This window comes from Xanthocytophaga agilis (assembly GCF_030068605.1).
GTDB classification, from domain to species: domain Bacteria; phylum Bacteroidota; class Bacteroidia; order Cytophagales; family 172606-1; genus Xanthocytophaga; species Xanthocytophaga agilis.
Genome location: NZ_JASJOU010000003.1, coordinates 123567 through 149935, shown reverse-complemented (window position 1 = coordinate 149935; position 26369 = coordinate 123567). Strand labels below are relative to the sequence as shown.

The following is a 26369-nucleotide window of genomic DNA, read 5'->3' as shown; positions in this document are numbered from 1 at the left end:
TAACTAAGTAATAGAATAAAAGTAAGCCAACAATGAAATTAACCCACATCTTTATAGTATCGATAATTACAATCTTGTTTTCTGCATGCACATCTGAGAAAAAGCATGAGTATGAAGTTATCGGGCAGGATACAGTGTATGTAAGCTATTTTAAAAACGGAACCAAATCGACTATAATCGATCTGAAACAGGGGAAATTCACCGGGAGATGTGCTGGTTTTTATGAAAATGGCAAGTATAAGTATACCGGAAATATGGTAGATAGCCTTAAATATGGTGTCTGGAAGTTTTACACAGATAATGAATCACTAAGCAAAGTAGTATTGTATTACAATGATACTATTGTTCATACGCTTGATAAAGAAGATTTTGCTTCACAAAAGATTGTAAACCTGGATAATAACCTGGCTACCTTATCTATACCTGTTCAATGGGATACCAAGCTTTTATCGGTTGCGCGGGGTGTTATATTAACTTCAAGAAAAGATTGCCCAAAACAAACTAAATTTTGTCCAACATTGGTTGTCACAAAAGACAGTATTGGTAGCATGACTTTTGAAGAGTATTTGCAAAATGCTATTCAAGCATTGAGTCAAAGATCTTCTGTACAACTAGTTGAAAATTCACCCTTACAAATTGATTCTCTGGAGGCTTATCAGATAAAATATATCAGTGATACCAATGGTCTGATTTTAGGGAATAGTACCACCTTTATCCATGCAGGAAATACTATATACATACTTGATGGTGCTTCTTTGAATGAGAAAGCTGGTGATTTTCTGATGTATAGCAGCATTTTTGAAGAAATAACAAATTCCTTTAAAGTAAAAAAATAACCTGATTAACTATCCTATATGTCGGAAGAGCAACGTGTGTATATATGTGAAAAACCATCGTACTCAGTTATATTTTTTATGTTTTTTGGAGCTTACCTATTTGGTGAAGGAATATATGACTATTTGTTTGTTCCAGGTAGTGATATATACGAAGCACCGCTTTGGGTCAAAATAATGGTTACGCTGGTGGTTTTGGTGTTTGCAGGTTTGGGAGTTCTCTTTAGTCTTGTAAAAAATATAGTATTTTCAGATGATCTGATTTATATAAATCCCGGAAAGAAGACTATACAAATTGACTGGAATGAAGTTGAAAGTATTCAGCAACTAAAGTTTGTTTTACCTCCAGCTTACAGAATGAAGTTAAAAAATAATAAAACGTATTTCTTTGTGACAGACCAAGGTAGTTCCTTTCATTTTTTTGGCTTTACTGTGGATCTATCAGAGTTTGGGCAGTATGTACAAGAGAAAAAAACAGAGTATGGCATTTAGGCCTTCTGGAAGATTGAAGGTAAGAAGTAGTTTAGTATGATTTTCTTTGAAGAATATGAAACTTTGGGCTAGAATAAATTATACCCAAAGCTAACGAATCAATTATGAGAATAGTAGAAAGACACGAACCCTATCCAACTGCGAAAGAACAAGCTAGCTTGCAATATTCAAGTATGATTAGTAATGAGATAGAATATATTAGAAATGCAAAAAATAAGTTTCCTTCTTATAAAATAATCTATGCAGCTCAGGATTACTGGCGCAATATTGGGCGGTCTTCCATGTATGGTACACCAACCTATGTGTACAACTATCTATATTATACTAATCAGTTGGTTAGGGCGTGGTTTACTTATACCATGAACGATGGTAAGCCTGTTACTGTCCACATTGCTGACCGTCAGATTGAAACTATTGGGAAATTCTCTCAAAGCGGCATTGATATTGATCAGCTACTAGTAGGTATTTTGACTGCATCTGTACTAAGAGATACAGAAGCTTTGAAATTTTATGCAACCATTCCTTTAGAATTCACAGAACAAGCTGATGGAATGCAGGATATCCTTACTGAAATCATGTTTTTCTTTCATCAAATGTTGATTGAAGGATCTGCTAAGCCTGTGGAAGCTGCACATGCACATAAAGAACTAGAAGGGTTGCTTGATTGGGAAGAATACAGGAAATATATAGACAAAAATTTCTCAGAAGCAGACTTCCGGTTTATGTTCAAATATCGCTCCTGGACTGTATCCTACAAGTTTTTGCCTGTGCTCCGAATCTATTATGCGGTGCTATCAAACAATCAGGAAAAATACGAACAGTATGTGCATGATGCTCTCTTAAAATGGAAGGAATATTATCAGATGAATTTCACCGATGAAAGAGGACAACATATAGACTACAGTACAGAACCTGAAGGGTTTATAGCTATACCAATTTTAGCAGCTTGTGCCTATGGTTATGACAGAGGCATGAGCCTACAAACGGTTAGTTCTGAATATATTCCCCAATGGCTTATCAAAGGTGATTTTACAGGATTGGAACTACTGGTGAAAGATTAATCAATGGATACCATGTAGAAACAGATTCTTTCGATTTTACGGCAAAAGCGCTTTTGTTTAGATCGGATGTAACAGTTAATCAAATCTAGTTAGATTTGCGTGACCACGAATCGACTTACTTCCCATTTAGTTCCTGTGAAGAACTTCAGAAAATAAACCCCTGATGGAAAATTTCTCATGCTGAGAGCGACCTTCTGGTCAACGGGAACTGATCTGATGAGAATTTTTCCTGTCATGTCGGTTACAAACAACTCTTTGAGATCTCCTTCCAATTCGACATGAAGCACATCAGAGGTAGGATTGGGAAAACATTTCCATTTGAAGGTATTTGTATTGGGAGTATGCCCGGTTGAGGCTGTTAATGAATCCGAAGTGGATTGATAAGCTCCTGAAAGCGTGTCTGTTTTACTATTCAGCGTAGTTCTACTCAGGCTGGCGCTCTGCGCTTTACAGTCAGCTACTTGTGTGTATTTTGTAATCAGTTTAACCAGCAACGTATTGAGTAACTCCACTTCATAGTGATCTGTAGTAGGCTTTATGTGAGCATTTCCTATACCACTATCATCTGTCAGAAATACATACGTTCCATTGCTGGCCAGCGCTATAGATCGAAACAGATATTCTGTACTCTTGTCAATGCCACTGGCTGTAACAGGAATGATCCGAATCCCTTTAGCGGCCGCTTTTTTTGTCAATTGCTGAATCCTGGCAATGGATGCAGAGTCGCCGTGAGGAGGTGCATCCAGAATTAAGAACAACAGCCTGGCTGTTGCCTCTTCTGTCCAGGAAAGATCTTCAATAGCAACTTTCAAGGCTTCATCCACCGCTTCCGGAAAGTCGCCCCCTCCATCAGCCCTTTGATCCTGTATAAAACGAGTCGTAGTGTTAAAATCAGTACTCAGGTTTGTTTTTCTGGTCAGGTATTCATCTGTGTGATCTCTGTAAAAGACACTTCCCAAACGAACCTTACTGGATACCAGACTATCTTTTACTCTGGTCATTACATCCTGAAGCTCAGCCTGAAGATACCTGATTTCATCTCCCATTGACCCTGTCGCATCTACAACAAAAGCAATGTCAACGATTGACGGTACTGTGCATGCCTGCCTGATACGAATACTATTGATTCCTTCCTGAAAAAGGCGGGGCTGTTGTATCTGGTATGGTTGTCCGTCAACGATAGTCTCCAGCAAATGAACTTTTGTCGTTTTCGAAGTGGAAAACAAATTATTCCACAATTCACATTTTCCGGTGTTATCACTTTTTGCTTCCCAGATCAGAGCACCCTGCCTATCTTTTAAGAATACGGTGGCGCCTACCACTGGAAATCCTTCTTCTGTGATCAGTTGGGCTGTGTAACGTTCTACAGGATTAATCTGCCATTGCCGTTTCCATTCACTCAACTCGTTTTTGGTGATGTCTGACCAAAGCTTCCATTTGCTAAAATCATTTAATTCACCCGCAGTCAGCACGCCACCGCTCAACTGAGGTTTCGCTGAGAGGACTTTATCAGAAACACGGGTACTTGAAAAACCACTTGCATCTGTACTCTTTGTACTAACTCCAATGTCTAAACCAGCTACTCTACCTGATAGGACAGCTACAGCTCCTGTTACCTCTTTTTTATGTGTCGTTGAATATCCTACTACTACGACCTCTGAAAGCACTTTTGTATCTTCCTTGAGACGTATTATCAAAGAATCTTCTTTGACAACCTTAATTTCTTCGGTCACATACCCAATATAGGAAATAACCAAACGTGTGTTTGCCTTCTTTGTCAAAAGGGAAAAATGGCCGTGGGAATCTGTATAAGTCCCATTTGTAGTACCTTTTTCTAAAATAGTTACACCTGATAGCCGGGTATGATCTGAGGCACTAAGCACAACCCCTTTTATTTTCAGCGATTGGGCAAACAACAGGACAGGAAGAAGTAAGAATACCTTTGTCAGTACTAGTGTTTTCATAACAGGGGCGGTATACGTAATTTGTTGGGAAATACAGTTTACTTTACTGTTCGCTTAATGGATGCTGCCCCTGTTATTTTTCCACACGAATCAAGGTGAAAAGTTATAAGTCATAGTTTGATTGTTTTATACAAAGTTACCTCTTCACATTGCAGATGCTCCTGTGTAGGATAGGTTACCAAAGGTAGGTTACAAAGAAAGTGTGGTACATAGTGTAGGAATAAATGCAACTATTCAGTTAATTGCGTTCATTCCTGTGTTGTAAGCAACAGAACTAAAAATAAGTTATCCTATGCCTGTTTCTTTGTATGAATTTATTCAAACAGGTGAGAAAGATGAACCATTGCTTACAACATACGAATAAACGCTGATAACCTTAGCATAGCACACAGTACCTTACCACAATTCAATCGTATACAATTGAAGTTGATTCATTGTATACTATGGCAAAACCATACCAAACTAAATGATGCAGAGATTTCTTGTAATGGTTTTTGTTTTCCTGACGCTATCATATATAGCTGTAGGACAAAACAAAAATCAAAAGGTTTTTATTTCCGACATTGACAACTTCTGGAGCGCCTATGACAGTTGCAGAACAACAACAGATAGTCTTCAACAACTCCACTACATTCAAACCCTCTACATCGACAAAGGCACAGAAGGACTAAAAGCTTTCATGAAAGCCAGGGATTATTCAGCCGAACGATGGGTAAGCCTTATCCGTCGATTACCCAGATTCTGGAATTCCATCCGACCTAATACGCTGGCTGCCAAGTCAAAGGCGAAGGAAATTGAATCAAGCATTCAAAAACTAAGAAAGCTCTATCCCGAGCTGAAAGAAGCCAAAATGTATTTTACCATTGGTGGACTTCGTTCCGGTGGGACTACTACCGATGATATGGTCTTGATTGGAGCAGAAATCGCTACCGGAGATCCTTCCACTGATGTGTCCGAGTTTTCCAGTAAATGGTTAGAGGGGGTATTTAAAAACCAGAAAACGAACAACATCGTTTCATTGAACATTCATGAATATGTTCACACCCAGCAAAAAGGAGAACCCGAAACTCTCTTAGGGCAGTCCCTCAAAGAAGGAGCCTGCGACTTTATCACGGAACTGGTTATGGGCAAGCCCTTACAGAATAACTATATCGTGTATGGGAGAGAACATCGCAATGAATTGAAAGAGCAGTTTAAGCTGGATATGTTTACTTCAGCTTCTGGCAATTGGCTGTACAACGGCTCCAATGCAAAGGTGATGGCTGATCTGGGATATTTTATGGGGTATGATATCTGTAAGTCCTACTATACTCATTCTAATGACAAAAAGCAGGCTATCAAGAGTATTATTGAACTGAATTATGCTGATACGGCTGCTGTTGAAAGTTTCCTTGCCAAATCAAAATACTATACCGAACCCATCAATAAACAAGAACTGGTACAGCGTTTTAAAGCTAAGCAGCCTTTTGTTGTAAGGCTGGAACCCTTTTCCAACGGCGACACATTGGTAGATGCCAAAATCAAAGAACTAAAAATTGTTTTTTCTGTCCCGATGAGTAAACAAGGATATTCAATCAACCTCAGTGAAAGAGGCAGAGAGTACGCACCCATGGCAGGGGTAGAAGGTTTCTCAGAAGATGGCACTTGTTTTACACTCATGCTGGATATGAAGCCTGATCATGAGTACGAGTTTATAATCACAGACAAGAGCTTTAAGTCTACCGAAGGATATCCGCTACGACCTTATGAAGTAAAATTCAAAACGAAATGAATGGCATACAACAAACAGCTTTGACAAATAATGGCTGTCGCTTATTCTCCTGTCAACAAACCGGTCGTAACCATTTATTGGCTACTGAGCGTAAAGAATGTTTAGCTTGGGTTTTTTCTTTAAAGTTTGTTCGATAAATTGTCATTGTACGAAGCAGATACGCTTCAATTTCTGTTAAGGAATACTCTACCTTAGGCGGTAATTGAGGGAAAATCTTTTTCTCTACCATACCATGCATCTCCAGTTCCTTAAGCTGTACATTCAGCACCCTGCGGGTGGCATCGGGTAACAGGCGCAGCATCTGACTTGGCCGCTTTATATCCAGCGAAATAGCTTTCAAAAGGGCCGGTTTCCATTTGCCATTCAGCACCTCTCGGGTCAGGTGCAGGCCACAATCTATCGTTAAAGGAATCTTTCTTTCGTACATGGGATCTTTACGTAGGGTGTTAACTTTACTCAAAAATAAGGATTATATCTCAATTGAGTATAGGGGATAAATTTATCCCTATAGCATAAGTTTCTCCCATATTGTGCTGCTGCTGCCTAAGTCCGAAGTTTGCTTAAAAAAACAACGGAAAAGATAATGAAAAATACAGCACAACCTCTGTTAGAAGAATACCAGCTGGGTGACTTGACATTGAAGAACCGGGTCGTAATGGCCTCACTCACCCGTGGGCGTGCCACCAATGCAGGCCTTGTTCCTACGCCTCTCATGGCCGAGTATTATGCCCAGCGTGCATCCGCAGGGTTAATTCTAAGTGAAGGCACCTGGGTGAGTGCCAAGTCTATCGGTTTTATCAATGTACCCGGTATCTATACACAGGAGCAAGTTGAAGGATGGAAGCTGGTTACCCAGGCCGTACACGCCAACGGTGGTTTGATCTTCTCCCAGCTCGGACATGTTGGCTCGGTGTCCCACCCGGATTTCTTTGGGGGTGAGTTGCCTGCCGGACCTTCGGCCATTAACCCGCAAACCCGTTCGTTTACGCCTGATGGCTTCAAAGACTCACTCACACCCCGCGAGTTCACCGTTGCGGAAATCAAACAGACGATACAGGATTATAAGCAGGCAGCTAAAAATGCGAAGGAAGCTGGATTTGATGGGGTCGAGATTCACGCACAGGTAGGAATGCTGATTCCGCAATTTTTAAGTCTGGCTACTAACCAGCGTACCGATGCATATGGGGGCAGCATTGAAAACCGTGCCCGTATTATTTTTGAGATTCTGGATGCCATTCTGGAAGTTTGGGATAGCACACGCGTAGCCATTAAGTTTACGCCTGTAGCACTCAGCCATGTGGGCATCATCACGCCAGATGAAGAAACGATACCCATATTTCAGTATATCCTCAGAAAGCTAAGTGAGTACAACCTGGCTTATCTGCAGATTGTGGGTCCGGCAGAAGATTTAACTGGTACACCCGTAGCGATATTACAGGATGATTATTTCAGTCATTTTCGTCGGAACTACAGGGGCAGACTCATGGTGAACCTGGGTTTTACACAGGAAAGTGGCAATGCCATTGTAAGGGAAGGCACAGCCGACCTGGTATCTTTTGGTACTCCCTTTATTGCCAACCCGGATCTGGTAGAACGCTTTCAGCATAACCTGCCACTAGCGGAAGGCAATCAGGAAACGTATTATACGGGTGGAGAAAACGGCTACGCCGATTACCCGAGAGCACTATATAATGGGGCTATGGCACAATCAGACTAGGTGAAGGCCGAATAATAGGTACTTATCCAGATACATGGTCAGGCTGGATTTTAAGCGAAAGATGTTATTCCTCCCAGGTTGCGTGTTATTACCAACATGAACGGTGGGAAAGTGGTCGTTGGTGAATAACACCAACGACGGGATGAACGATCGGAAAGATGTCGACGATGGGAAAACAAAACACTCTCCCTGTCCTCCTTAGAGGAACATCCACGTTCTGTTCTCCTGAAAGGAATCCCCCTTGCTGTCCTTCTGAAAGAATCTTGTGACAAATAGAGACATTTTTCCTTCCTGAGAGAATTACTCTCCAATCGGAAAGGCCGCCGGTCTTGTCACGAGGTCCTTTCAGGAGGACAAAAGGGAGTAAGAGCAGGTAAGGGAAGAAAGATATTGGATAGTAAAGTAAAGGATGACTAATATCAAAGAAAAAAGCTACAAAGAGAGCAAAGGAAACTTTAATCGTGTGTGGCAGTGTAGGTGCGCTGGCAATCTTTTCTCCGCGAGGTTGGCCTTTGGCCAGTGGGGGGGAGGATCGGAGAAAAGTGTCCTTTTTTGCTTACTTTTTTGGACAAGCAAAAAAGTAAGAGGCCACAAGAAGAGTGATGTAAGAGACAATAAACCAAGCTAGGGAAAGGCAAGCATTGAAAAAAAGTAGAGAGATTGCTTAAAAATAAACCAGCGCCTATACTCTTTTCAAAAGAATAGACGCTGGTTTTGTAAAACAAATTCACATCCAACATTCAGGATAACCCATGTTAGTTACCTAAGTACCCTGAGAAAGAGAAATTCGTATTTTCCTGACTAAACATTCCTCCCAGCAACTGATGGGCACCGCCAATATATTTCACAGTGAAAGTATCATTGTCAATATAACTGAGTAACCCTGACAGATCACCCTGAATAGCCCACGCAACATCGTTTGCCTGATTAAACGTAAACTTGAAAATACCCGCCTCATTCAACTCATATGTATACATATACTGACCCAAAAACAGGTTTCCATTTTGCGTGACATAAACATCTATCAGCAGTGTATGCGTGGAGGGTTTAAATACAAAGTCCATCTGCTTGAGCGTCAGTTTATAATCACCGGCAAGCATACTTTCTCTGGCCTGACTGTACAGCGATAGAAACTCATTCGACTGCCCCAGTAACGGATAGAAATCGGTATTTTCAGGAACTTGCAAAAAAGCATACTTCGATCCCAGCGTGCTCGAAAGGGGAATGCTGGGAGTAAGAATGAAAAGCGAGTTATCATTAATGATCCGTCGGGTGGCATCTACATAAAATTCCTGTTTATCCACGTCCCAGTGTAGTTCTTTGAAACTAGCTCCGGCTATGGTAAACGCAGTTGTTAAGGTAATACCGGATGGGGAAAAGGTAAATGGCGTAGTAAACTCCTCTATCTCTGATTCATCTGCGGAGAGGTATTGGGAAGCTATCGTTTTAGTCAGGGTACTGATCGCTAACGGAATCGTTGTCTTATCGGGCAGCGTCAAACGCAGACCTTTATGGCTTGCCACGTATTGAAGCATGTTTTTCATCTGCCCACTGGTTAGCTGGGTTACCTCCGGCTGGGTCACCTTGGTAAGGGTGATGCTGGATTTATTCTGTATCCCTTCCAATACAATGCTGTCTCCGGCAGTGCTGGCTATGGCAAACTGAAAGTCAGACAGCAAGCCTGATCCGTTCTCTCCTCCATTGACGTTCCCGTTGGGATCTGCCGGCAAGTGAATATACGAGTACGTATCAAAGCTAAGGGTTGGGCGTTGTAAAGCTTTTATTACCCAAGTCCCTTCTTTTGCCGTGCCGGCAGTAGTCTGGTTAAAATCAGCTAACATAGTTACTTTGCCTTCATTGTGGAAGTCGAAGTAATAAAAAAACACGGGTCCGAGCTTGGTCTTCAGGGTGCCTTTCCAGCCATATGGAGCCGATAAGAGTAAATCATTGTAGGCATCCAATGTCTTTCGTAACCGTTCATCGGGCGATTGATCGTAGATAGAGTTATATTCTTTCTCGCACGAGAGCAAAAATCCACATAGACAAACTGTAAGGAATATGTGGAATAAAAGAGAGCGCTTATGAATCATGATGTTATGTCTAAGGTTAATTAATTACCGGGAACACCAAAGCTATAGTTGGCAGGCGAGTTTACAGGATAAAACCCTACATACTGGGTTGTGCCACAGGAAGGCAACCAGTTAATGGTAAAGGTCTGATTGGCAAAAAAGCCAAGAATAGCATATGCGCCCAGTTGCTCATTGAGATATGCTCCATTTTCATCCGAGTTATAAAACTCCAGTGTGACTGTGCTGTTCGGCTTTTTAGTAACAAAGAAATAGAAGGTGGCTTCAAAGTATTCCCGTGGTTCACTATCGGGTTTAGAGTAATACAGCTTCAGGGCTACTTCCTCTTCCCCTATATACACCAGCTTAAAGGAGTAATCCAGGTTTAAGCCTACCGCGTGGAGCCGGGCATTGTCATACGTATACCGGCTGACAAACGAAGCAGGTTCGTTCATCGTCGTCAGGTCAAACCGGATCGCCTTATTCTGTTTGTCCAGTCCCCAGATATCAAATACAGGTGGCAGCTCTTCGCCTTCGTTCTCTGGCGGGGCAATGGCTTGTATGGCCTCCTGTACTTTGGTTTGAAGCTGGTAAAAATCAATGTTATATGCCTCTCTGAAATACCTGACAACCAGCTCTTCTTTCTTTCGAAGGATTTGCTTGGAGGCCGCCGTAGTCTGGCAATCCAGAATGCTTTCATATCCTTTTTTTCCTTCCACCAGCATCATCGAAATCATTTCCACAAAATCCTCATCCGGAGACAACATAGCATAGCTGGTGATAAATCCCTGTGCTCTTGCCTGACTGAGTGAAACAAATCCCCAGTTAGGCGTATATAGTCCGGTGGTTAATTCTTTGAATTCTCCGGGATACGAAATGTTCTGATGCAGGATGTGTGCAAACTCATGTTCAATGGTATGGATCATTTCCGTTACCGAGTAATGATCAGTCTTTACAAAATCATTCACCACATATAAAACAATCTTCCGGCCTCCTTCGGCTGTGCCCAGCGTAAAGGTGCCATCCGGGTTGTAGCTGGCACTTCCGGTTAACACAAACTGCTTGGGGCAGTACTTTTTAATAAAGTTTTCACCGGCAATGCTTACATACGGATCAATCCAGACCTTTTTTACGACATCCATGACCGGCAACACTTTAGTGGGAGCGGGTGGAACCAGAATCTTACTAATAGGAGTTTCAGAGGCATCCCACCTGTACTTTACCTGAATATTATAGGGTAGTGTAAACGAATTATACAACCAGGTATCCAGTTCGGTAGGAGGATTGGTTTGATCGTTGGTGACATAATCAGCTCTGGAAGGGTCAAGCTTATCTGCTTTATTGCAGGAAACAATAAAAAGGAAGAGGACCAGGAAAATACTATTTCTATAACGCATACGTCAGGTGATTGAATTTTTTGAATGAACTTATCTTGGATTGGGTTCTAAACCGCCTGAAGCGATGGCTTGTACAGGAAGCTGAATTACTCTTCTGGGATCCGTTGGAGAAAGCTCAAGGATTTGCCCATCCGCAGTGGTGTGCCTGACCGGAAGCTTGTGTCGCAACACATCAAACCACCGCAGCCCTTCGTGGAGGAATTCTACCCTGCGAAAATCCAGGATACCCGCTACAATAGCTTGCTGGTTTACATTTTTCTGGTAGTAATTGTATAGCTTATTGAACGTTACATTATGTACCGCAGGATCATAATTGGTTACCCTTGTACTGACCCATATATTGATGTCGGCCAGTGATTCATTGAAATGAAAAAGCATGGCATGAGCTTCAGCCCGGTTGAACAACACCTCTTCGGCAGAAATAAGGGGAAGCATCGTATAAATGAAGCCTGTGTTGGCATTGGTGCCCACTCTGACAAAATGCTCCCTGAATTTATTAATAATATAGGCTTGAGAAGAAGAGCGCAAAACAGAATAAGAATACATGCCCACCATACTTTGTGTGTTGAATATTTCCCGGTATCTCTGAAGGCCTGTAGAATATCTGTTTCCCAGGAAGGATCTTGCCCAGTTAGAAGCTGTCTCACACAATAGAAGATTTGCCTTTTCACTGGATTTGGTATAGTTGAGGGACAGCTCCTGGGCTGAGTATCCTCTATAGGTTGAATTCCAGGGTCTTAACAATGTTTTGATATCTTGTTGTATGAATACCTGATTGGCATGCTCAATAACTTTCGTATACTCCTTTTTGAACAGATAAAACCGGGAAGCAAACGCGTGGGAAGCGGCCTTTGTAAAATGATATTTCGGTACACCCGAGCTTGATCCGCCGTTTGTCTGATAGGCCTGATCATTAATCAGCGGCAATCCATCCAGCAGATCTCTTTCAATCCGGTTATATACCTCCTTTACGCTAGCTCTCTTATAGGTTTTAAAAGATACCGTTTCAGGTTCTGTTACATATGGGATGCCTGGGTTGGTTGAGGCCGTAGCAGAATCATAGGTCTGAGCAAACAAATTCACCAGCATAAAATGAGAATAGGCTCTTGCCACTAAGGCTTCTCCCTTTAATGCCTGCATAGCCATAGAATCCGGAGCCGTCTGGATGGCCCGTAAAGCATGATTGGAGGCTGCAATAGCTGCATAACAGGCATTCCAGTAATATTCCGGAGAATCCTGATCTGTTGTCGAGTGATCCCGCCAGAAGTAAGCGTCTGCATTGATGGGTTGTATCTGGCCCTGGGGATTGTCCTCCGCATTGTCAGACATAGCCTCACAAAAGGCGGCATAGTTTGCTTCCGGATAGGCTGTCACCAGCAGTTCTGCTATTTTCTCTTTTGAATCCAGGTTAGCCCGGTTGTCGGGTTCTTTCGAAAGAAAATCTTCGCAACCCGTCAGAAGAAGTAGAGTAAAAATAAATCCTAAATATCGTTGCATGAGATATATTGTTGCATGGTATGTGAACTATACGATGTACAGCAAGCTTTCAGGGACGTCTGTTTCTGTCTTTTGCTTTTTTGTACAGGTTTACTTTTCAATGTCATTTCGTGTACACTATCATGTCTGGATACTGATTAAAAACTCAATTTAAGTGTAGCGGTTATTTGTTTGGCTACCGGCAGGGCCACGCCACCGGAGGCAAAGAATTCAGGGTCTTGTCCATATAGTTTTTTGTCCGAATAGAGAAGCAACAAATTGGTTCCAGTTATTCCCAGGGAAGCATTTTTTATAGAAAATCCCCGCAGTAACCGCTCTGGAAGCGTATACATCAGCGACACCGTGCGTAATCGGATAAAGGTACCATCCGCTGTTCGTGCGGTGGAATAGTTATAGGTATTGTAAGGATAAACCGCGCCAAGTTGTTGTAATGTAACCGCATCCAGGATAGAAGGAATAGGAGTAACCTGCTCATCACCTGGTACAAGCCACCGGTCGTTGAATTCCTTTGGTGTGGCATCCAGATCTGTATAGTAGCTTTTAAAAGCCGGATTAAGCCGGATCTTATTGCCGGTTTGGTAAGCCAGGAATACGTTTAACGTCAGGTTTTTATACGTAAAGATGTTTGAAAACCCTCCCGTAATGGGTGGATCAATGGGACCTTCGTATTTCAGGTATTGGGTAGACGTACTTTGCAGATACACATTCGAACTTTTTTCTCCGGTATGATCCGTAAATAGCGGAATGCCGGAGTTGGGATCTAATCCTTTAAAATCCACTGAGAACAAACTTCTGACCGGATATCCCTCTTTGGCTCCTCCATCCGGAAAGACCAGGTCGATGATCCGGGGTTGATTTTTAAGGTCGGTAATCTTATTCTTATTCTGACTGAAAATAAACGTACTGTTCCAGCTCCAGTGGCTTCCCTTCAGTACCGTGCCACCTACAGACAGATCCACCCCATGCGATTTCATATCGGCATAATTGACTGCCTTATACGCTTCTCCACCTATGCCGGATGTTTTGATGACACCAATCAGATCAAATTGTCTTCTCCTGTAATAATCGGCAGTGATAGTAAGCCTGTTGAAGAGTCCAAGATTCAGACCTATATTCGTTTCATATTGTTTTTCCCAGGTAAGGTCCGAATTCTCCAGACTTTCAATCCCAATCTGGGATTCGGTTTCGTTCAGGTAAGGTCTCCGGGTGGTGCCACTTCGGTAAACCACCGAAGAGTTGGTCGCATTTCCGGCATTTGCTGTAAGGCCATAGCCCGCTTTCAGGGTCAGCACGTTGATCGCTGTAAGGTCGTGCAGGAAATCCTCTGTATCCAGATTCCATGCCCCACTGATATTCCATGTAGGCAGCCACCGTGCGGTTTTAGAGGCACCGAGTTTATTGGAGCCATCCATCCGGATCGTTCCGTTTGCAATGTATTTTTCTTTGAATGAGTAGGTGCCACCCGCATAAAAACTCGCATACCGATCGTAGGTATTGCTCATACCATAGTAGTTGAAATTCCCCTCCAGAAGCTGTTTAATGGCCAGATAATCGGTATAGGCAACGCCGCCTTTTCCGTACTGATAGCCATAGCCGTTATTAAAGGAATTCTGTCGGTCCACCTGCCGGATCTCCTGACCTGCCACCATGTTTATCGTATGAAGGGTGTTAAAAACATAGCTCCAGCTGAATTGATTTTTAAAATAATAGCTGACCATCTGATCATCAGTCCGGTTGTAAAAACCTCCTTGAGGAAGAACAATGACCGGGTCCAGATTGGGATAATCCGGGTTGTAGTATAAAAATTTATTGCCGATACGGATCGATTGCGAACCGTTTGCCCGGTAGGCTTCGGCCATATTGGAATTTTCTTCCACCTTATGCTCTGTCGTGTTTTTAACGTAGCGGACCGCCCCTAAAAAATCGTATTTCACTCCTTTGCCTAGCTTGTATCCGAGTTCTCCCTGTATCCGCATGTCCAGCTGGTTGAGGTCAATGTAATTCTGATTGATCTCATTGATAATGTTGAAAGGTGCATAGTTGCGGGTAAAATATTCCAGTTGGCCTTTCTGATTGTAAGGGGTAAGGACACGACTAGTGTTGATGGCATAGCTAAACGGGTTAATGTCAAAATCCCGGTCGTAGCTACCTTCAACCATGTTGGCCAGGCGGGTAACTGTACCCGGTGCATGCTGATCACGTACAGATCCGGACGTAATAATGCCAATAGTGAGCTTGTCACTTAGTTTGAACATGCCCCGGGCATTGGCCGTGTATCGTTTTACCTGGTCAGCGATGGTCCAGCCTTTGTCATCGTAATAACTTCCTGAAAAATAAAATTGTGCGGCTTCGGTTCCGGACGAAAATCCCAGGGAGTGTTCCTGTACAAATGAATTCTTGAACAACACATCAAACCAGTCTGTATTAGCCAATGCATATCGCTGGAGGAATTTTCTTCGGGAGGCATCGTCGTTAATCAGTTCGTATTCCCCGGTGGTTTCGTCGTAATTCTGGTTGATGATATCATACATTTTCTTGTATACCCCACCATTGGGAATTTTAGAAAGATCGGAGTGATTGAGCAGACCTTTACGTTCCATCTCTGCATAGACCGACATCTGATCTACTGAGTTCATGATGTTGAAACTGTTATAGGTGGGTTTCAGATACGTAGAAAAATTTCCGGTATAGGTAAACTGAGGTTTGCCGGTCTGACCTTTTTTGGTTTTGATGACAATTACCCCATCTTTGGCTCTGGCCCCGTATAGGGCAGTGGCAGAGGCATCTTTCAGAATACTGATACTTTCGATATCATCTGAATTTAAGCCTGCCACGGAGGAGCCAATCAAGGTGCTTGCGTCACCGGTAGTCAACTGTTCGGTGGATACATTTACCACATCTTCCAGAATAACTCCGTCAATTACCCACAAGGGCTTATTATCGCCATTAATGGAAGTGGCCCCTCTGACGCGTATTTTGGGGGCTGCGCCGAACGTTCCTGACACATTCTGTACTGAAACGCCTGCTGCCCGTCCCTGTAGCATTCTGCCTACATCCGTTGTGCCGGCTGTCTTTACCTCCGCTCCGTCGAGTTTGACTACCGATCCGGTAAAAAGTCTTTTTTCAATATCCTGGTAGCCAGTAGAAACCACCGTAACCTCATTTAACAGAGTCGTAGCGGCTTCCAGTGCAATGTCAATTTGGGTTTTATTGCCAACCAGTACTTCCTGGGTATTGTATCCGATAAATGAAAACACAAGCGTCTGGCCTGTCTCTGCTTCAATGGTATATTCCCCGTTGGCATTGGTCGTGGTTCCTTTGGGCTGTCCCTTGATGGAGACGGTCACAGCGGGTAATGGTTGTTTGTCGCTTGCACCGGTGACCACGCCTTTTATCGTAACCTTTTCCAGCGAACTTTTGGGGGTAATCAAGCTTTTTGGGGCAATCACGATCAGCTTGCCGTCCATAAACTTGTACGAAAGGTTGGTGGGCGTCAACAGGATTTCCAGTACGTTTTTGATGGATTCATTTTGTACCTGAATGGAGATGGGTTTATCCAGGTCTGCAAAGGAATCGTTATAGAAAAACGAGTAGCCACTTTTCTTTTCCACCTGGAGGAGTGCTTGCCGAAGCGGCACATTTTTCAGCTCCATCGTAAGTGTTTGCGTCTTGGCAGGCGAGGCAAGAAGGATTCCTAAAGGAGTCAGCAAAAAGAACCAGAGTTTCATAAATACGCGTAGTTTATGCAATACTGACCAGCCCAATGCTTGGTCGTATTTTATTTTTTTCATATTTTTAGGAGGATGGGTTAAACAATAGGAATTCTGTTCTTGCTGTGTGCAAGAGGCAGACTGTTTACAGTCCATTTGGCTCAGAAGATGTTGCCCCATCTTTTGAGCCTTTTTTTATTCAAAGAGTCAGATAGTCAGAAAGTAAGCTTTGATCATAGGCATTGAGTTTAGGTAATTATTTGGTTTGCACATTTTCCAGTGAACGATATTTGGATCGGGTGGACGTATTTTCTTTGAGGGTTACGGTTTTTTCCTGAATCACAAAATTAATGGGGGAAGTTAACGCCATGGCTTTTAATACCTGCTCCAGGCTTAACTGTTTAATTCTGCCACTAAACCGGTACTGCTTGAGCTGTTCTGTTTCAAAAATAATCTTTACATCATGCAGTCGTTCAATCTTTCGGGCCAGCTCATCCAGTGATTCACCCCGTACAGCCAGCCATCCGTCTTTCCAGCCGGTTTCGACTTCTGTGTCGATTTGCGTTTGAAGTTCGCCAGCGGGTAAGCCCATGCGTAGTTTGTCTTTCCATATAGCCAGCTTTTCCCCTGGTTTCAACAGGTATTCTTTCGCCGCACTTGCTTTAGGCTTTACTTTCAGGGAGCCTCTGACCAGTGTGGTAACCACCTTTGGATCATCACTATAGGCCTTTACATTGAAGGCGGTACCTAAGACGGTAATATCCTGGGCCTGTGTATGTACCTGAAAGGCAACTTCTCTTTTGATCACATCGAAAAAGGCTTCTCCCTCCAGGTTTATATTGCGGTTGGTGATGCCGTAATTTTTAGTAAAGGAGATCTTGCTACCTGCATTCAACCATACTTTTGAGTGATCCGGTAAGGTGACTACCGAGGTTGATCCGGTTGGTGCTTCAATCGTAGTCAATACATCCTCTGCTCCCGATTGCGATTGGGTATTTCCTATCCATTGCCAAAGCAAAAAGGATGAAACCAGTGTAAGCACAATCACGGCTGCATAGCGTACGAAGGCAGGGACTGAAAACTTTCTTTGCGGTTTTTCTTTTTCTTTCACCCGATTCCAAACCGCATCCCATCCCTCTGCAATGTCAATCTGCTGATAGGGCAGGGTTTCGAAGGTATGCCAGTGTTTGCGAAGCTTGGCAAAATCTTCCTGAAACTGGGCATCGTCTTTCAACGCCTCCCATTCCGGTTGGTCTTCTTGGTCTAAACCGCTAGTTAGGTATTTGGCTGCCAGATACCACTTCTGTTCTTGTTCGTTTTCTTGCATCAATCTGTTAGTTATCAGACTATAATCTCGTTAGCGGGTTATAATCAGCTTTCGGCTTGCGTGAATGGAATCTCCTTTGATATGCAAAATGTAGGTGCCAGCAGGCAAGGCAACCGTGTCTATCGGTACGGTGTGTTTGACTCCTGGCGCATACGTATTTTCCTTGCTAGTCCAAACCGATGCCCCTACCAGATTTACGACTTCAAAACTGATTTTGGAAGGCTGTTTTACGTCAAAATCGATATAGGTTTTACCATGAGAGGGATTAGGATAGGGAGCAGAAAGTGTACCCCAGTTGTAATGCGAATCATCGGTTCCCAGGGGAGCGTTGGTAAAGTTGAAATCCAATACCACTATACCAGACGGCCCATTCGGATCATTGGGTGTACCTGCACCGGTTACCCGAATGTACAACTCCTGGCCTGCTTTGACTTCGTAACCGACAATTTTAGATTGTAGTTGTTCCTGTGAGATATTATCGTTGCAGGCAAACTGATCAAAATTCTTATCCAGAATCAATAAGATGGTATTAAAATCAGTCTCCGAAAGGTCAACTGTCATATAGCCGTCAGAAAGGGCTTTAAAATACCACCAGATGGAATTGGCCACATCAAAATACCCTTCCGGTGCACAATAGGCTAAGCTTTCGAAAGCAGGTTCCGGTTGGGCCCGCGTATTGTACGAACCATATCTGCCGCCAACGGGCAACAGTTCTATGGCGTGCTGGATACTGTCGTTTGCAGGCCACGACTCTACGATAGGCCTTGCCACCGTTTTTTCCGGGGGCGTAAGGGCATGTTGCTGACCATTAACCTCCACCTTTGTAAAGGCAGCACTTGCGTCCTCGTAAGGATAGCTGGGGGCATACGCCGGGTTGATCTTGTAGAACAGCCAGAAATAGTTGTCTCCCACAGGTAGCTGCATATTGCCTTTGATCTCAAATGTACTGTCAGGCGTAGACACGGTTCCAAAAAGCTCCCCCTGGATACTGTTTTCCTCATCATTGGTGGCAATAAACGAATCCTGCCCAGTAGAATATAGAGAGGCACTGGTGATTTGTGAAGGATCAATCGTGCCTTTTTTAGCGAACGTCAGCGAGGTAAGGTTGGCCAGATCGTAATCGCCGATAATGGTTAGTTTAATACCGATCATCACACCTGTTGCCGTATATTTTAAGGGTAGCACGTCAGTGGTTTGGCTATAGATTTCCTGCTGATAAAATCCGGCCCGTTGTCTGGGGCGGACCCAGACATTGTCTAGGTACCAGTCATCTACATTATGCCAGTCTGTGGAACTGTTTTCATGCACAAAAGCTATGTAAATGGGCTTGTTGTAATATCCTTTCAGGTCCAGGTATAATGTTTCCTCATATCCCGGAAATTCCTCTTCTGTATAACTGGCCAGTGTATCTGTAAAATCTCCCGGTGCATTGGATTTTGTAGATAGTAATACATGGTATTTTGATCCGAAAACTGTGTCGACAAATACCTGAGAAGCGTCAAAGATGAGAAAATCGCCGTTTTTAGGAGTGATTTTAGGGGTAATGAGCCAATCTTCATCAATATCGCCTGCCAGCGCATCATCTCCCCAGTTACTCCAGGCTAATTTAGATCCGAACATGTCTTTGGTCGAGACCATCCAGTGACTATCTGGATTACTCCCTCCCGACTGATAATACGTCCATCCGGTAGGCAATTCGCCTATTTTGGTATTGTCAAAGTTTTCATAAAAGGTAACGTTCTGAGCCTGAGCAGTTGGACAGAACAGGGATACGATACAAAGGGGGATTACTAAATAGGCTAGGTAGAGTTTCGACATAGAATGGTAAGGCTTATGCTAGAATTTGCCATAAGACAGGAAACCGTTAGCCACCCCTTAAAAGAAGTTGAATTATTTTTAAAAGATTTTTTGAAGAGGATGGAGGACTTGCCTGCGATATGTACGTTCTACCCTTATCGTGTCCTATATCTTTTCTGAAAATGAAGGACTGAAAAAGGAAGTGCTGGTTCGAACGTCCGTTCGGACCTACATATGACTTATCCCGAATTTTGAGTAAAAAATGCTATTGAGAAAGAATAATAAATGTCACAAAGAGAGCAAAGACAACTTAAATAACGAATGGTCGTGTAGGTGCGTTGGGCTTCTTTTCTCCGCGAGGTTGGCCTTTGGCCTGTGGGCGGGAGGTTCGGAGAAAAGTGCCCTTTTTTGCTCACACACAAATCTGGCTCACCAAACGAGAGTTTGGTGAGCCAGATTTGTGTGTGAGCAAAAAATGAAGAGGTCAGTGGAAGAGCAATGTAAGTGACAATAGACAAATGATGAGAGATTAATTCTCAAAAATAAACCCAAGCCCACACTTAATAATAATGAGCCTTATTTAGATTTGTGATTGTACCTAAACAAGGGTTTGCCTACCAACACAGCGGACGCTGCTTTTGAAATGGGCACGGGTGAATACCTGCGCCAGAAACTTTCTTTTTTTCCAGAAAAGATATGGGACAGGATTAGGATCTTTTACCTGTAGCTAGAGAAATCAGTGCAGGTAAGCTACTGACTGAGAGGAGATTATTTATCGGAGTAGAAATCCGAAAGAGAGTAGGAGAGAGATAAGTAAATTTTTTAACCTTTTCAGTGCTATTGTGATTTGCCCCTCTACTGTTTTAACGGAGATCTGTAGTTTAGCCGCAATTTCTTTATTAGAGAGTTTTTCGATTCGGCTCATCATAAAAATCTCCTTGCATTTTTCAGGTAGACTATCAATCCCCTTTAACAATATTTCTTCCTGTTCCGCTGCGATGATTTTATCAAGGATAGGGTCCTGAATAAAAGGATTTTCCTTCCAGTCCGTTAATCTTCGCTGAGCAACTTTATTTTTCTCTATAAAATTATAACAGGCGTTCCGGACTGAATGGTAGAGATAGGTTTTTAAGGAGAAATTGATTTCAACCGAAGCGTGTTTTTCCCAAAACCGGATGAAAAATTCCTGTGTAATCTCTTTTGCCTCTTCTACATCTCCCACGTATTTCATTGCAAACAAGGTTAAAGGCCTGTAATACAAATGAAAGATCGTTTTAAAAGCAGCCTGATTGCCTTCTTTTAGCTGCCGTATCAGATCTTCTTCAGTGTGAAATGGGGTCAATAGGGTTTGGAATTAACGTTAGTGATCAGGGGAGGCAACAAAGATTGTTAAGTAAAGATAGTTATTGATTTGAAAAAAATAGAAAGTGAAGCGTAAATTATAGCTAAAAACGTTCAAATGAGTACACTTCATCGGAGAATTGTATAGCTAATCCTACACATCATTTCTTCTGGGAAAGCAGAGCTGAATCTTATGAAGGTGTATTAAAAGAATTACATTTGCCTACCGGGTTAGGAGGAAGGATTAGGAGAAATAGGACAGGGGTATATGCGGTAGTAGGCACCCAGGAAGGGATAAGTTATGTATTAGCCAAGCTAAGAACCTTTATTCAGAAACACAAGGTAGAATGTACGTATCCCAGATAAGCCATCAGATACGAAAAATCTGATTTATCAATAGTTGTATAGAATCTTTCATCAGCTTACATATGTACTGATGAAAGATTGAATCAAAAAAAAAGATAGAAAAGATAGGTTTGTTGGATAGATAAATTGTGAGTCATCAGGTATAGCTTATTAATTAATGTATCTATATCCGTGACAATATCAACTATGATTATTCAACTCAAACACACTTGCTCTACTTCCTGAATGGCTATAGTTTCTTAAGCAAATCCAGTTGCTGAAGCATTTTTAAGAGTTCCATTTTTTCGTTTCGCAATACTTCCATTTCTTCCCGCTGATACTCGATGATCTTCCACAGTATATTCTCCTCAGTGATGGTTTCATGCATAGACTGAAGTTTTTTTGCTGACAGGCGATCTGTTGATAATCGGGATGGGAGAGAGGGGTTAGCAGGAGTAAGGCTATTTTCAGAACTAGCGGCTGCAATAGTCTCTTCAGTGGAGGAGTAGTTTAATATCTGCTTAATATCTACTTCTAATACGTCTGCAATATCAATAAGGCGCTCTACAGAAATACTGCTCTCATCCCGTTCAATTTTTGAATATGCTTGTTGAGTGATGCCTAGCTGAAAGGCCACTTCTTTGTGTGTCATTTTTTTGAGATGCCTGAAAATACGAATGGCATTACCAATTTTCATTTGTTACTATTATTTGGGATCTGAGTTTAAATAGTTTTCATTTCCATATATATTCTTGTTTAAGGTTACATTACCTTCAGTAGTATCTCATATTCTATGTGATATAGTCTGATATTTTCGCTGTTTATGTGGTTGTATTTTACTTTTTAAGAGGAATACAACTTCCAGTTTCAAAATACAACTTACAGTTTCAAGAAAGTTGCTTTATTCAGACAGTAGAGTTATAGCTAATAAGTAACTTTGTAAAACAAACGAATGTATAGGAACAAGCTTCTATTTATTCATCTTTCTATAATAAAGTAACTAGTATACTGATATTTGGATTTTGTATTTTAAAAAGAAAGTATAGTAACCAATATGCTTGTTGCTTCTTCGATATCTTCTAACACCCAAATGATCATTGACTTACAGGTAACAATACACTTTGAGGGGAAAAAAATATTCTACCATTCTTGCTAAATAGGTCCATTTTGTAGGGTTTACCTATTTCCTTATGAAAACGGATCAGATCTGGATAACCAATTGGCTGGCTGTGATACTAGTAGCTAAGTGTAACCTGTAAGTGGCTGATAAGAGAGAGTTTTTGAATTTTAAAAAGATTAGCAAAAAATAGTTGTCCATACTTACTACCAGTCAGAAACCAAAATAACATTCATATAAACATACACTATATGTATAAAGGTAAACACCGAAAAAGCCTGTTGGTAATGCTGCTTTTTCTGGGAAGTATTCTTCCTGCCTTATCCGCCAGTTATACCTGGACAGGAAGTAGCAGTACAAACTGGAATACAGCCTCAAACTGGAGTCCGGCAGGTGTGCCTACATCGACTGATAATGTCACCATTGCTACAGCCAGCAATGCCCCTGCATTATCTGGCAATGTAACAGTGACAAACTTTACATTACAATCAGGATCTATTCAGCTTAACGGCTATACACTCAACATTACAGGAGTAGGTACCTTTACTACAGGCACAGTAGGGATAGGTGCTATCAATGCTACCGGAACTGCCACTACGTTTGGAGGAAGTTCCACTGGACCTGTTATCAATGCTAGTGTCAATATAGTAAGTGGTAGTATTATTTTTCAGTATACGACTTTTAATACTACAGCCTCTTTTGAAAAGACAGGAACATCTTCAGATCTGAGTGTAGGCGGCAATGTATTCAATGGAACTACAACAATCAAATATTCAGTCAATAATGGCGGCTATCTGATTAGTGCACAATCTGTAAAAGATATTTTTAATGGAGATCTGATTTTAATCAATACAGGAGCAGGAAATTATGGTATCATGCTGGCTCAACAAGCAGCAGGTACCGAGTTTAATGGCAACATCACCTTTACGTCTACGGCTAATGGAGGTATTGATTTCGGTCAGGGTAGAGGAACTTCTACTTTAGCAACAGGTAAAACCATTTCTATTGGTTCTCAAGGCTGGTCTTCAGGCTTGCTTCAGTTATCAGGATTCACTCAGAATGGAAATACGGCTGTGAATTTACCACTGACAGGTAATTCTCTTTTACGGGTAGGACCTGCTACAACGATTAATGGGCCATTAACGGCAACAGCAGGCGGAATATTATTGAATGGTATAACCTGTAATAGTACCGCTTCTTTAGAAAAAACAGGAACATCTTCTGATGCAGGTTTGGGTGGTAATGTATTCAATGGAGCTACAACAATCAAATATTCAGTCAATAATGGCGGCTATCTGATTAGTGCACAATCTGTAAAAGATATTTTTAATGGAGATTTGGCTTTAATCAATACAGCAACAACTAATTATGGTATTATGCTAGCTCAACAAGCAGCAGGTACCGAGTTTAATGGCAACATCACCTTTACGTCTACGGCTAATGGAGGTATTGATTTCGGTCAGGGTGGAGGAACTTCTACTTTAGCAACAGGTAAAACCATTTCTATTGGTTCTCAAGGCTGGTCTTCAGGCTTGCTTCAGTTATCAGGATTCACCCAGAATGGTACTGCTGCTGTAAATCTATCTATGACAGGAAATTCTATTCTGACATTAGGTCCAGCTACAACTTTGGGTGGCGCCTTAACAGCAACGGCTGGTAGCATTAATCTGAATGGAGTAACCTGTAATAGTACCGCTTCTTTAGAAAAAACAGGCAATAGTGGAGATAACGGCAATGGAGGTAATGTGTTTAATGGAGCGACTACTTTAAAGTACTCTGGTAGTGGGGGGTATTTGGCCAGTGCTAGAAATACGAAAGATATATTCAATGGAGATTTGACTTTAATCAATACAACAACAACTAATTATGGGATTTTTCTAGCCTATGTTACAGCAGGTACTGAGTTTAATGGTAATATCACTGTAAATTCTACGGCTAATGGAGGTATTGCTATAGGTCAGGGAGGAGGCAAATCCACGCTGGCAACAGGTAAAACCATTTCAGTAGGCTCTCAGGGTTTCTCTGCTGGAACTCTTCAATTATCAGGGATTACTCAAAATGGAACTACTGCTATAAGTCTACCACTGACCGGAACTTCTATTCTAACGTTGGGCCCAGCCACGACTTTTGGAGGTGCCTTAACGGCAACAGCCGGAGGGATAAACTTAAATGGAGTAACCTGTAATAGTACTGCTTCACTAGAGAAGACCAATGGAAGTGGAGAATATGGCAATGGAGGGAATGTGTTTAACGGAGCTACTACTTTAAAGTACTCTGGTAGTGGCGGATCTAGCTTTTTCTTAACCGGACGATACACTAAAGACATTTTCAATGGAGACCTGACTTTGATTAACACAGGGTCAGGAGGCGGATGGAGCTTTCTGCTGGCTTTTTCTTCACCAGGCACAGAGTTCAATGGAAACATTACGGTTAATTCGACAGGCAACTCACCTATGGCTATTGGCCAGAGTGGAGGAACTTCTACTTTAGCAACAGGCAAAACCATTTCAGTAGGCTCTCAGGGTTTCTCTGCTGGAACTTTTCAACTATCAGGGATTACTCAAAATGGAAGTATTGCCATTAATTTACCTATGACAGGTAGCTCCGTTTTAACCTTAGGTCCAGCCACAACAATCAATGGAGCCTTGACAGCAACAGCCGGAGGGATAAACTTAAATGGAGTAACCTGTAATAGTACTGCTTCACTAGAGAAGACCAATGGAAGTGGAGAATATGGCAATGGAGGGAATGTGTTTAACGGAGCTACTACTTTAAAGTACTCTGGTAGTGGCGGATCTAGCTTTTTCTTAACCGGACGATACACTAAAGACATTTTCAATGGAGACCTGACTTTGATTAACACAGGGTCAGGAGGCGGATGGAGCTTTCTGCTGGCTTTTTCTTCACCAGGCACAGAGTTCAATGGAAACATTACGGTTAATTCGACAGGCAACTCACCTATGGCTATTGGCCAGAGTGGAGGAACTTCTACTTTAGCAACAGGTAAAACCATATTTGTAGGGTCACAAGGGTTTTCAGCGGGTACTCTTCAATTGTCTAGTTTGATACAAAATGGAACTACTGCCATTAATTTACCTATGACAGGTAGCTCCGTTTTAACGTTGGGCCCAGCCACGACTTTTGGAGGTGCCTTAACGGCAACAGCCGGAGGGATAAACTTAAATGGAGTAACCTGTAATAGTACCGCTTCTTTAGAAAAGACAGGCAATAGTGGAGATGTAGGCAATGGGGGTAATGTGTTTAATGGGGCTACTACCATTAAGTTTTCTTCAGCTACTGGTGGCTATATTACCAGTGCACAAACCACGAGTGATACCTTTAATGGAGATCTGACCGTCATCAATACAGGAATCAGTGCAAGCGGAATCTATCTGGCACGAGCTGGAACAGCCAATGCTTTTAATGGTAACATTAGTGTTAGCTCAACCGCAAATTCCAATATCTTATTTGGGGATACAGGAGGCAAATCTACATTAGCAACAGGAAAAACCATATCTGTAGGTTCTCAGGGATTTTCTGCTGGCACATTACAACTTTATGGTATTACCCAAACTGGGGCTAGTGAACAAATCCTGAATCTGACAGGAAGTGCTCAACTGTATATCTACAAAGACAACGTATTCAATGGCATTGTCCGTTTCACAGCTCCGAATCTATATCTGGACCGATCTACTTTCTTGAATGAAGCCTATTTTACCAAGACGGGTAATAATGCCAATGCTTGTAATGGAGGGAATACGTTTACCAAAAAAGTAGTAATTAATTGTACCGGTACAGGAGCACTCTACATGGCTAATTCGCTGGATGATGTAGTAGTAAAGCAACAATAAATTATTGAATGAATCATTGTCTTGTCAGTTGTAATCCAACAGAAAGACAATGGTTAGCTAGTAAAAACCTTCTGGTATAGAAT

At 42.1% G+C, this 26369-nt stretch carries 16 protein-coding genes; 6 read left to right on the top strand and 10 right to left on the bottom strand.

Going from position 1 to position 26369, the window contains the following annotated elements; all coding sequences use genetic code 11:
- Positions 1-32 precede the first annotated feature (32 nt).
- The 3 genes from QNI22_RS10990 to QNI22_RS10980 all read left to right on the top strand — a co-directional run bounded on the left by QNI22_RS10990 (position 33) and on the right by QNI22_RS10980 (position 2386).
- Positions 33-836, top strand: coding sequence for a toxin-antitoxin system YwqK family antitoxin (locus QNI22_RS10990; RefSeq protein WP_314510681.1), 804 nt, complete (start codon positions 33-35; stop codon positions 834-836).
- 18 nt (positions 837-854) lie between these two features.
- Entirely contained in the window at positions 855-1325 is a 471-nt protein-coding gene (locus QNI22_RS10985; protein ID WP_314510680.1) for a hypothetical protein, read from the top strand.
- 104 nt (positions 1326-1429) lie between these two features.
- On the top strand, positions 1430-2386 hold the full coding sequence (locus QNI22_RS10980; protein ID WP_314510679.1) for an Imm49 family immunity protein: 957 nt from the start codon (positions 1430-1432) through the stop codon (positions 2384-2386).
- A gap of 89 nt (positions 2387-2475) precedes the next feature.
- Here QNI22_RS10980 and QNI22_RS10975 read toward each other — a convergent pair whose 3' ends face one another.
- Positions 2476-4350 (bottom strand): carboxypeptidase-like regulatory domain-containing protein, encoded by a 1875-nt coding sequence (locus QNI22_RS10975; RefSeq protein ID WP_314510678.1) that lies wholly within the window; start codon positions 4348-4350, stop codon positions 2476-2478.
- A 466-nt stretch (positions 4351-4816) separates the two neighbouring features.
- Here QNI22_RS10975 and QNI22_RS10970 point away from each other — a divergent pair, with 466 nt between their 5' ends.
- Positions 4817-6121, top strand: coding sequence for a DUF2268 domain-containing putative Zn-dependent protease (locus QNI22_RS10970; protein WP_314510677.1), 1305 nt, complete (start codon positions 4817-4819; stop codon positions 6119-6121).
- A 52-nt stretch (positions 6122-6173) separates the two neighbouring features.
- Here the strand turns inward: QNI22_RS10970 and QNI22_RS10965 are convergent, their stop codons facing one another.
- Complete coding sequence (locus QNI22_RS10965) at positions 6174-6548, bottom strand: winged helix-turn-helix transcriptional regulator (RefSeq protein ID WP_314510676.1); 375 nt, start codon at positions 6546-6548, stop codon at positions 6174-6176.
- A gap of 156 nt (positions 6549-6704) precedes the next feature.
- Here QNI22_RS10965 and QNI22_RS10960 point away from each other — a divergent pair, with 156 nt between their 5' ends.
- On the top strand, positions 6705-7838 hold the full coding sequence (locus QNI22_RS10960; protein ID WP_314510675.1) for an alkene reductase: 1134 nt from the start codon (positions 6705-6707) through the stop codon (positions 7836-7838).
- Positions 7839-8593: 755 nt separating this feature from the next.
- Here the strand turns inward: QNI22_RS10960 and QNI22_RS10955 are convergent.
- The 8 genes from QNI22_RS10955 to QNI22_RS10920 form a co-directional block, all read right to left on the bottom strand.
- On the bottom strand, positions 8594-9928 hold the full coding sequence (locus QNI22_RS10955; RefSeq protein ID WP_314510674.1) for a DUF4302 domain-containing protein: 1335 nt from the start codon (positions 9926-9928) through the stop codon (positions 8594-8596).
- 20 nt (positions 9929-9948) lie between these two features.
- On the bottom strand, positions 9949-11301 hold the full coding sequence (locus tag QNI22_RS10950) for a zinc-binding metallopeptidase (RefSeq protein ID WP_314510673.1): 1353 nt from the start codon (positions 11299-11301) through the stop codon (positions 9949-9951).
- 30 nt (positions 11302-11331) lie between these two features.
- Positions 11332-12798 carry a RagB/SusD family nutrient uptake outer membrane protein gene (locus tag QNI22_RS10945; protein ID WP_314510672.1) on the bottom strand — a complete coding sequence of 489 codons (1467 nt, stop codon included), beginning with the start codon at positions 12796-12798 and terminating at the stop codon, positions 11332-11334.
- A 137-nt stretch (positions 12799-12935) separates the two neighbouring features.
- A complete protein-coding gene (locus tag QNI22_RS10940; protein ID WP_314510671.1) occupies positions 12936-16589 on the bottom strand; it encodes a SusC/RagA family TonB-linked outer membrane protein in 3654 nt (1217 codons plus the stop codon).
- Positions 16590-16764: 175 nt separating this feature from the next.
- A complete protein-coding gene (locus QNI22_RS10935; RefSeq protein ID WP_314510670.1) occupies positions 16765-17835 on the bottom strand; it encodes a FecR family protein in 1071 nt (356 codons plus the stop codon).
- Positions 17836-17865: 30 nt separating this feature from the next.
- Entirely contained in the window at positions 17866-19653 is a 1788-nt protein-coding gene (locus tag QNI22_RS10930) for a T9SS-dependent choice-of-anchor J family protein (protein ID WP_314510669.1), read from the bottom strand.
- Positions 19654-20404: 751 nt separating this feature from the next.
- On the bottom strand, positions 20405-20974 hold the full coding sequence (locus tag QNI22_RS10925) for an RNA polymerase sigma-70 factor (RefSeq protein ID WP_314510668.1): 570 nt from the start codon (positions 20972-20974) through the stop codon (positions 20405-20407).
- A 594-nt stretch (positions 20975-21568) separates the two neighbouring features.
- Entirely contained in the window at positions 21569-22015 is a 447-nt protein-coding gene (locus tag QNI22_RS10920) for a helix-turn-helix domain-containing protein (RefSeq protein ID WP_314510667.1), read from the bottom strand.
- A 671-nt stretch (positions 22016-22686) separates the two neighbouring features.
- On the opposite strand from QNI22_RS10920, the gene QNI22_RS10915 reads away from it, so the two are divergent.
- Entirely contained in the window at positions 22687-26286 is a 3600-nt protein-coding gene (locus QNI22_RS10915) for a beta strand repeat-containing protein (RefSeq protein ID WP_314510666.1), read from the top strand.
- The last annotated feature ends 83 nt before the right edge of the window (positions 26287-26369 follow it).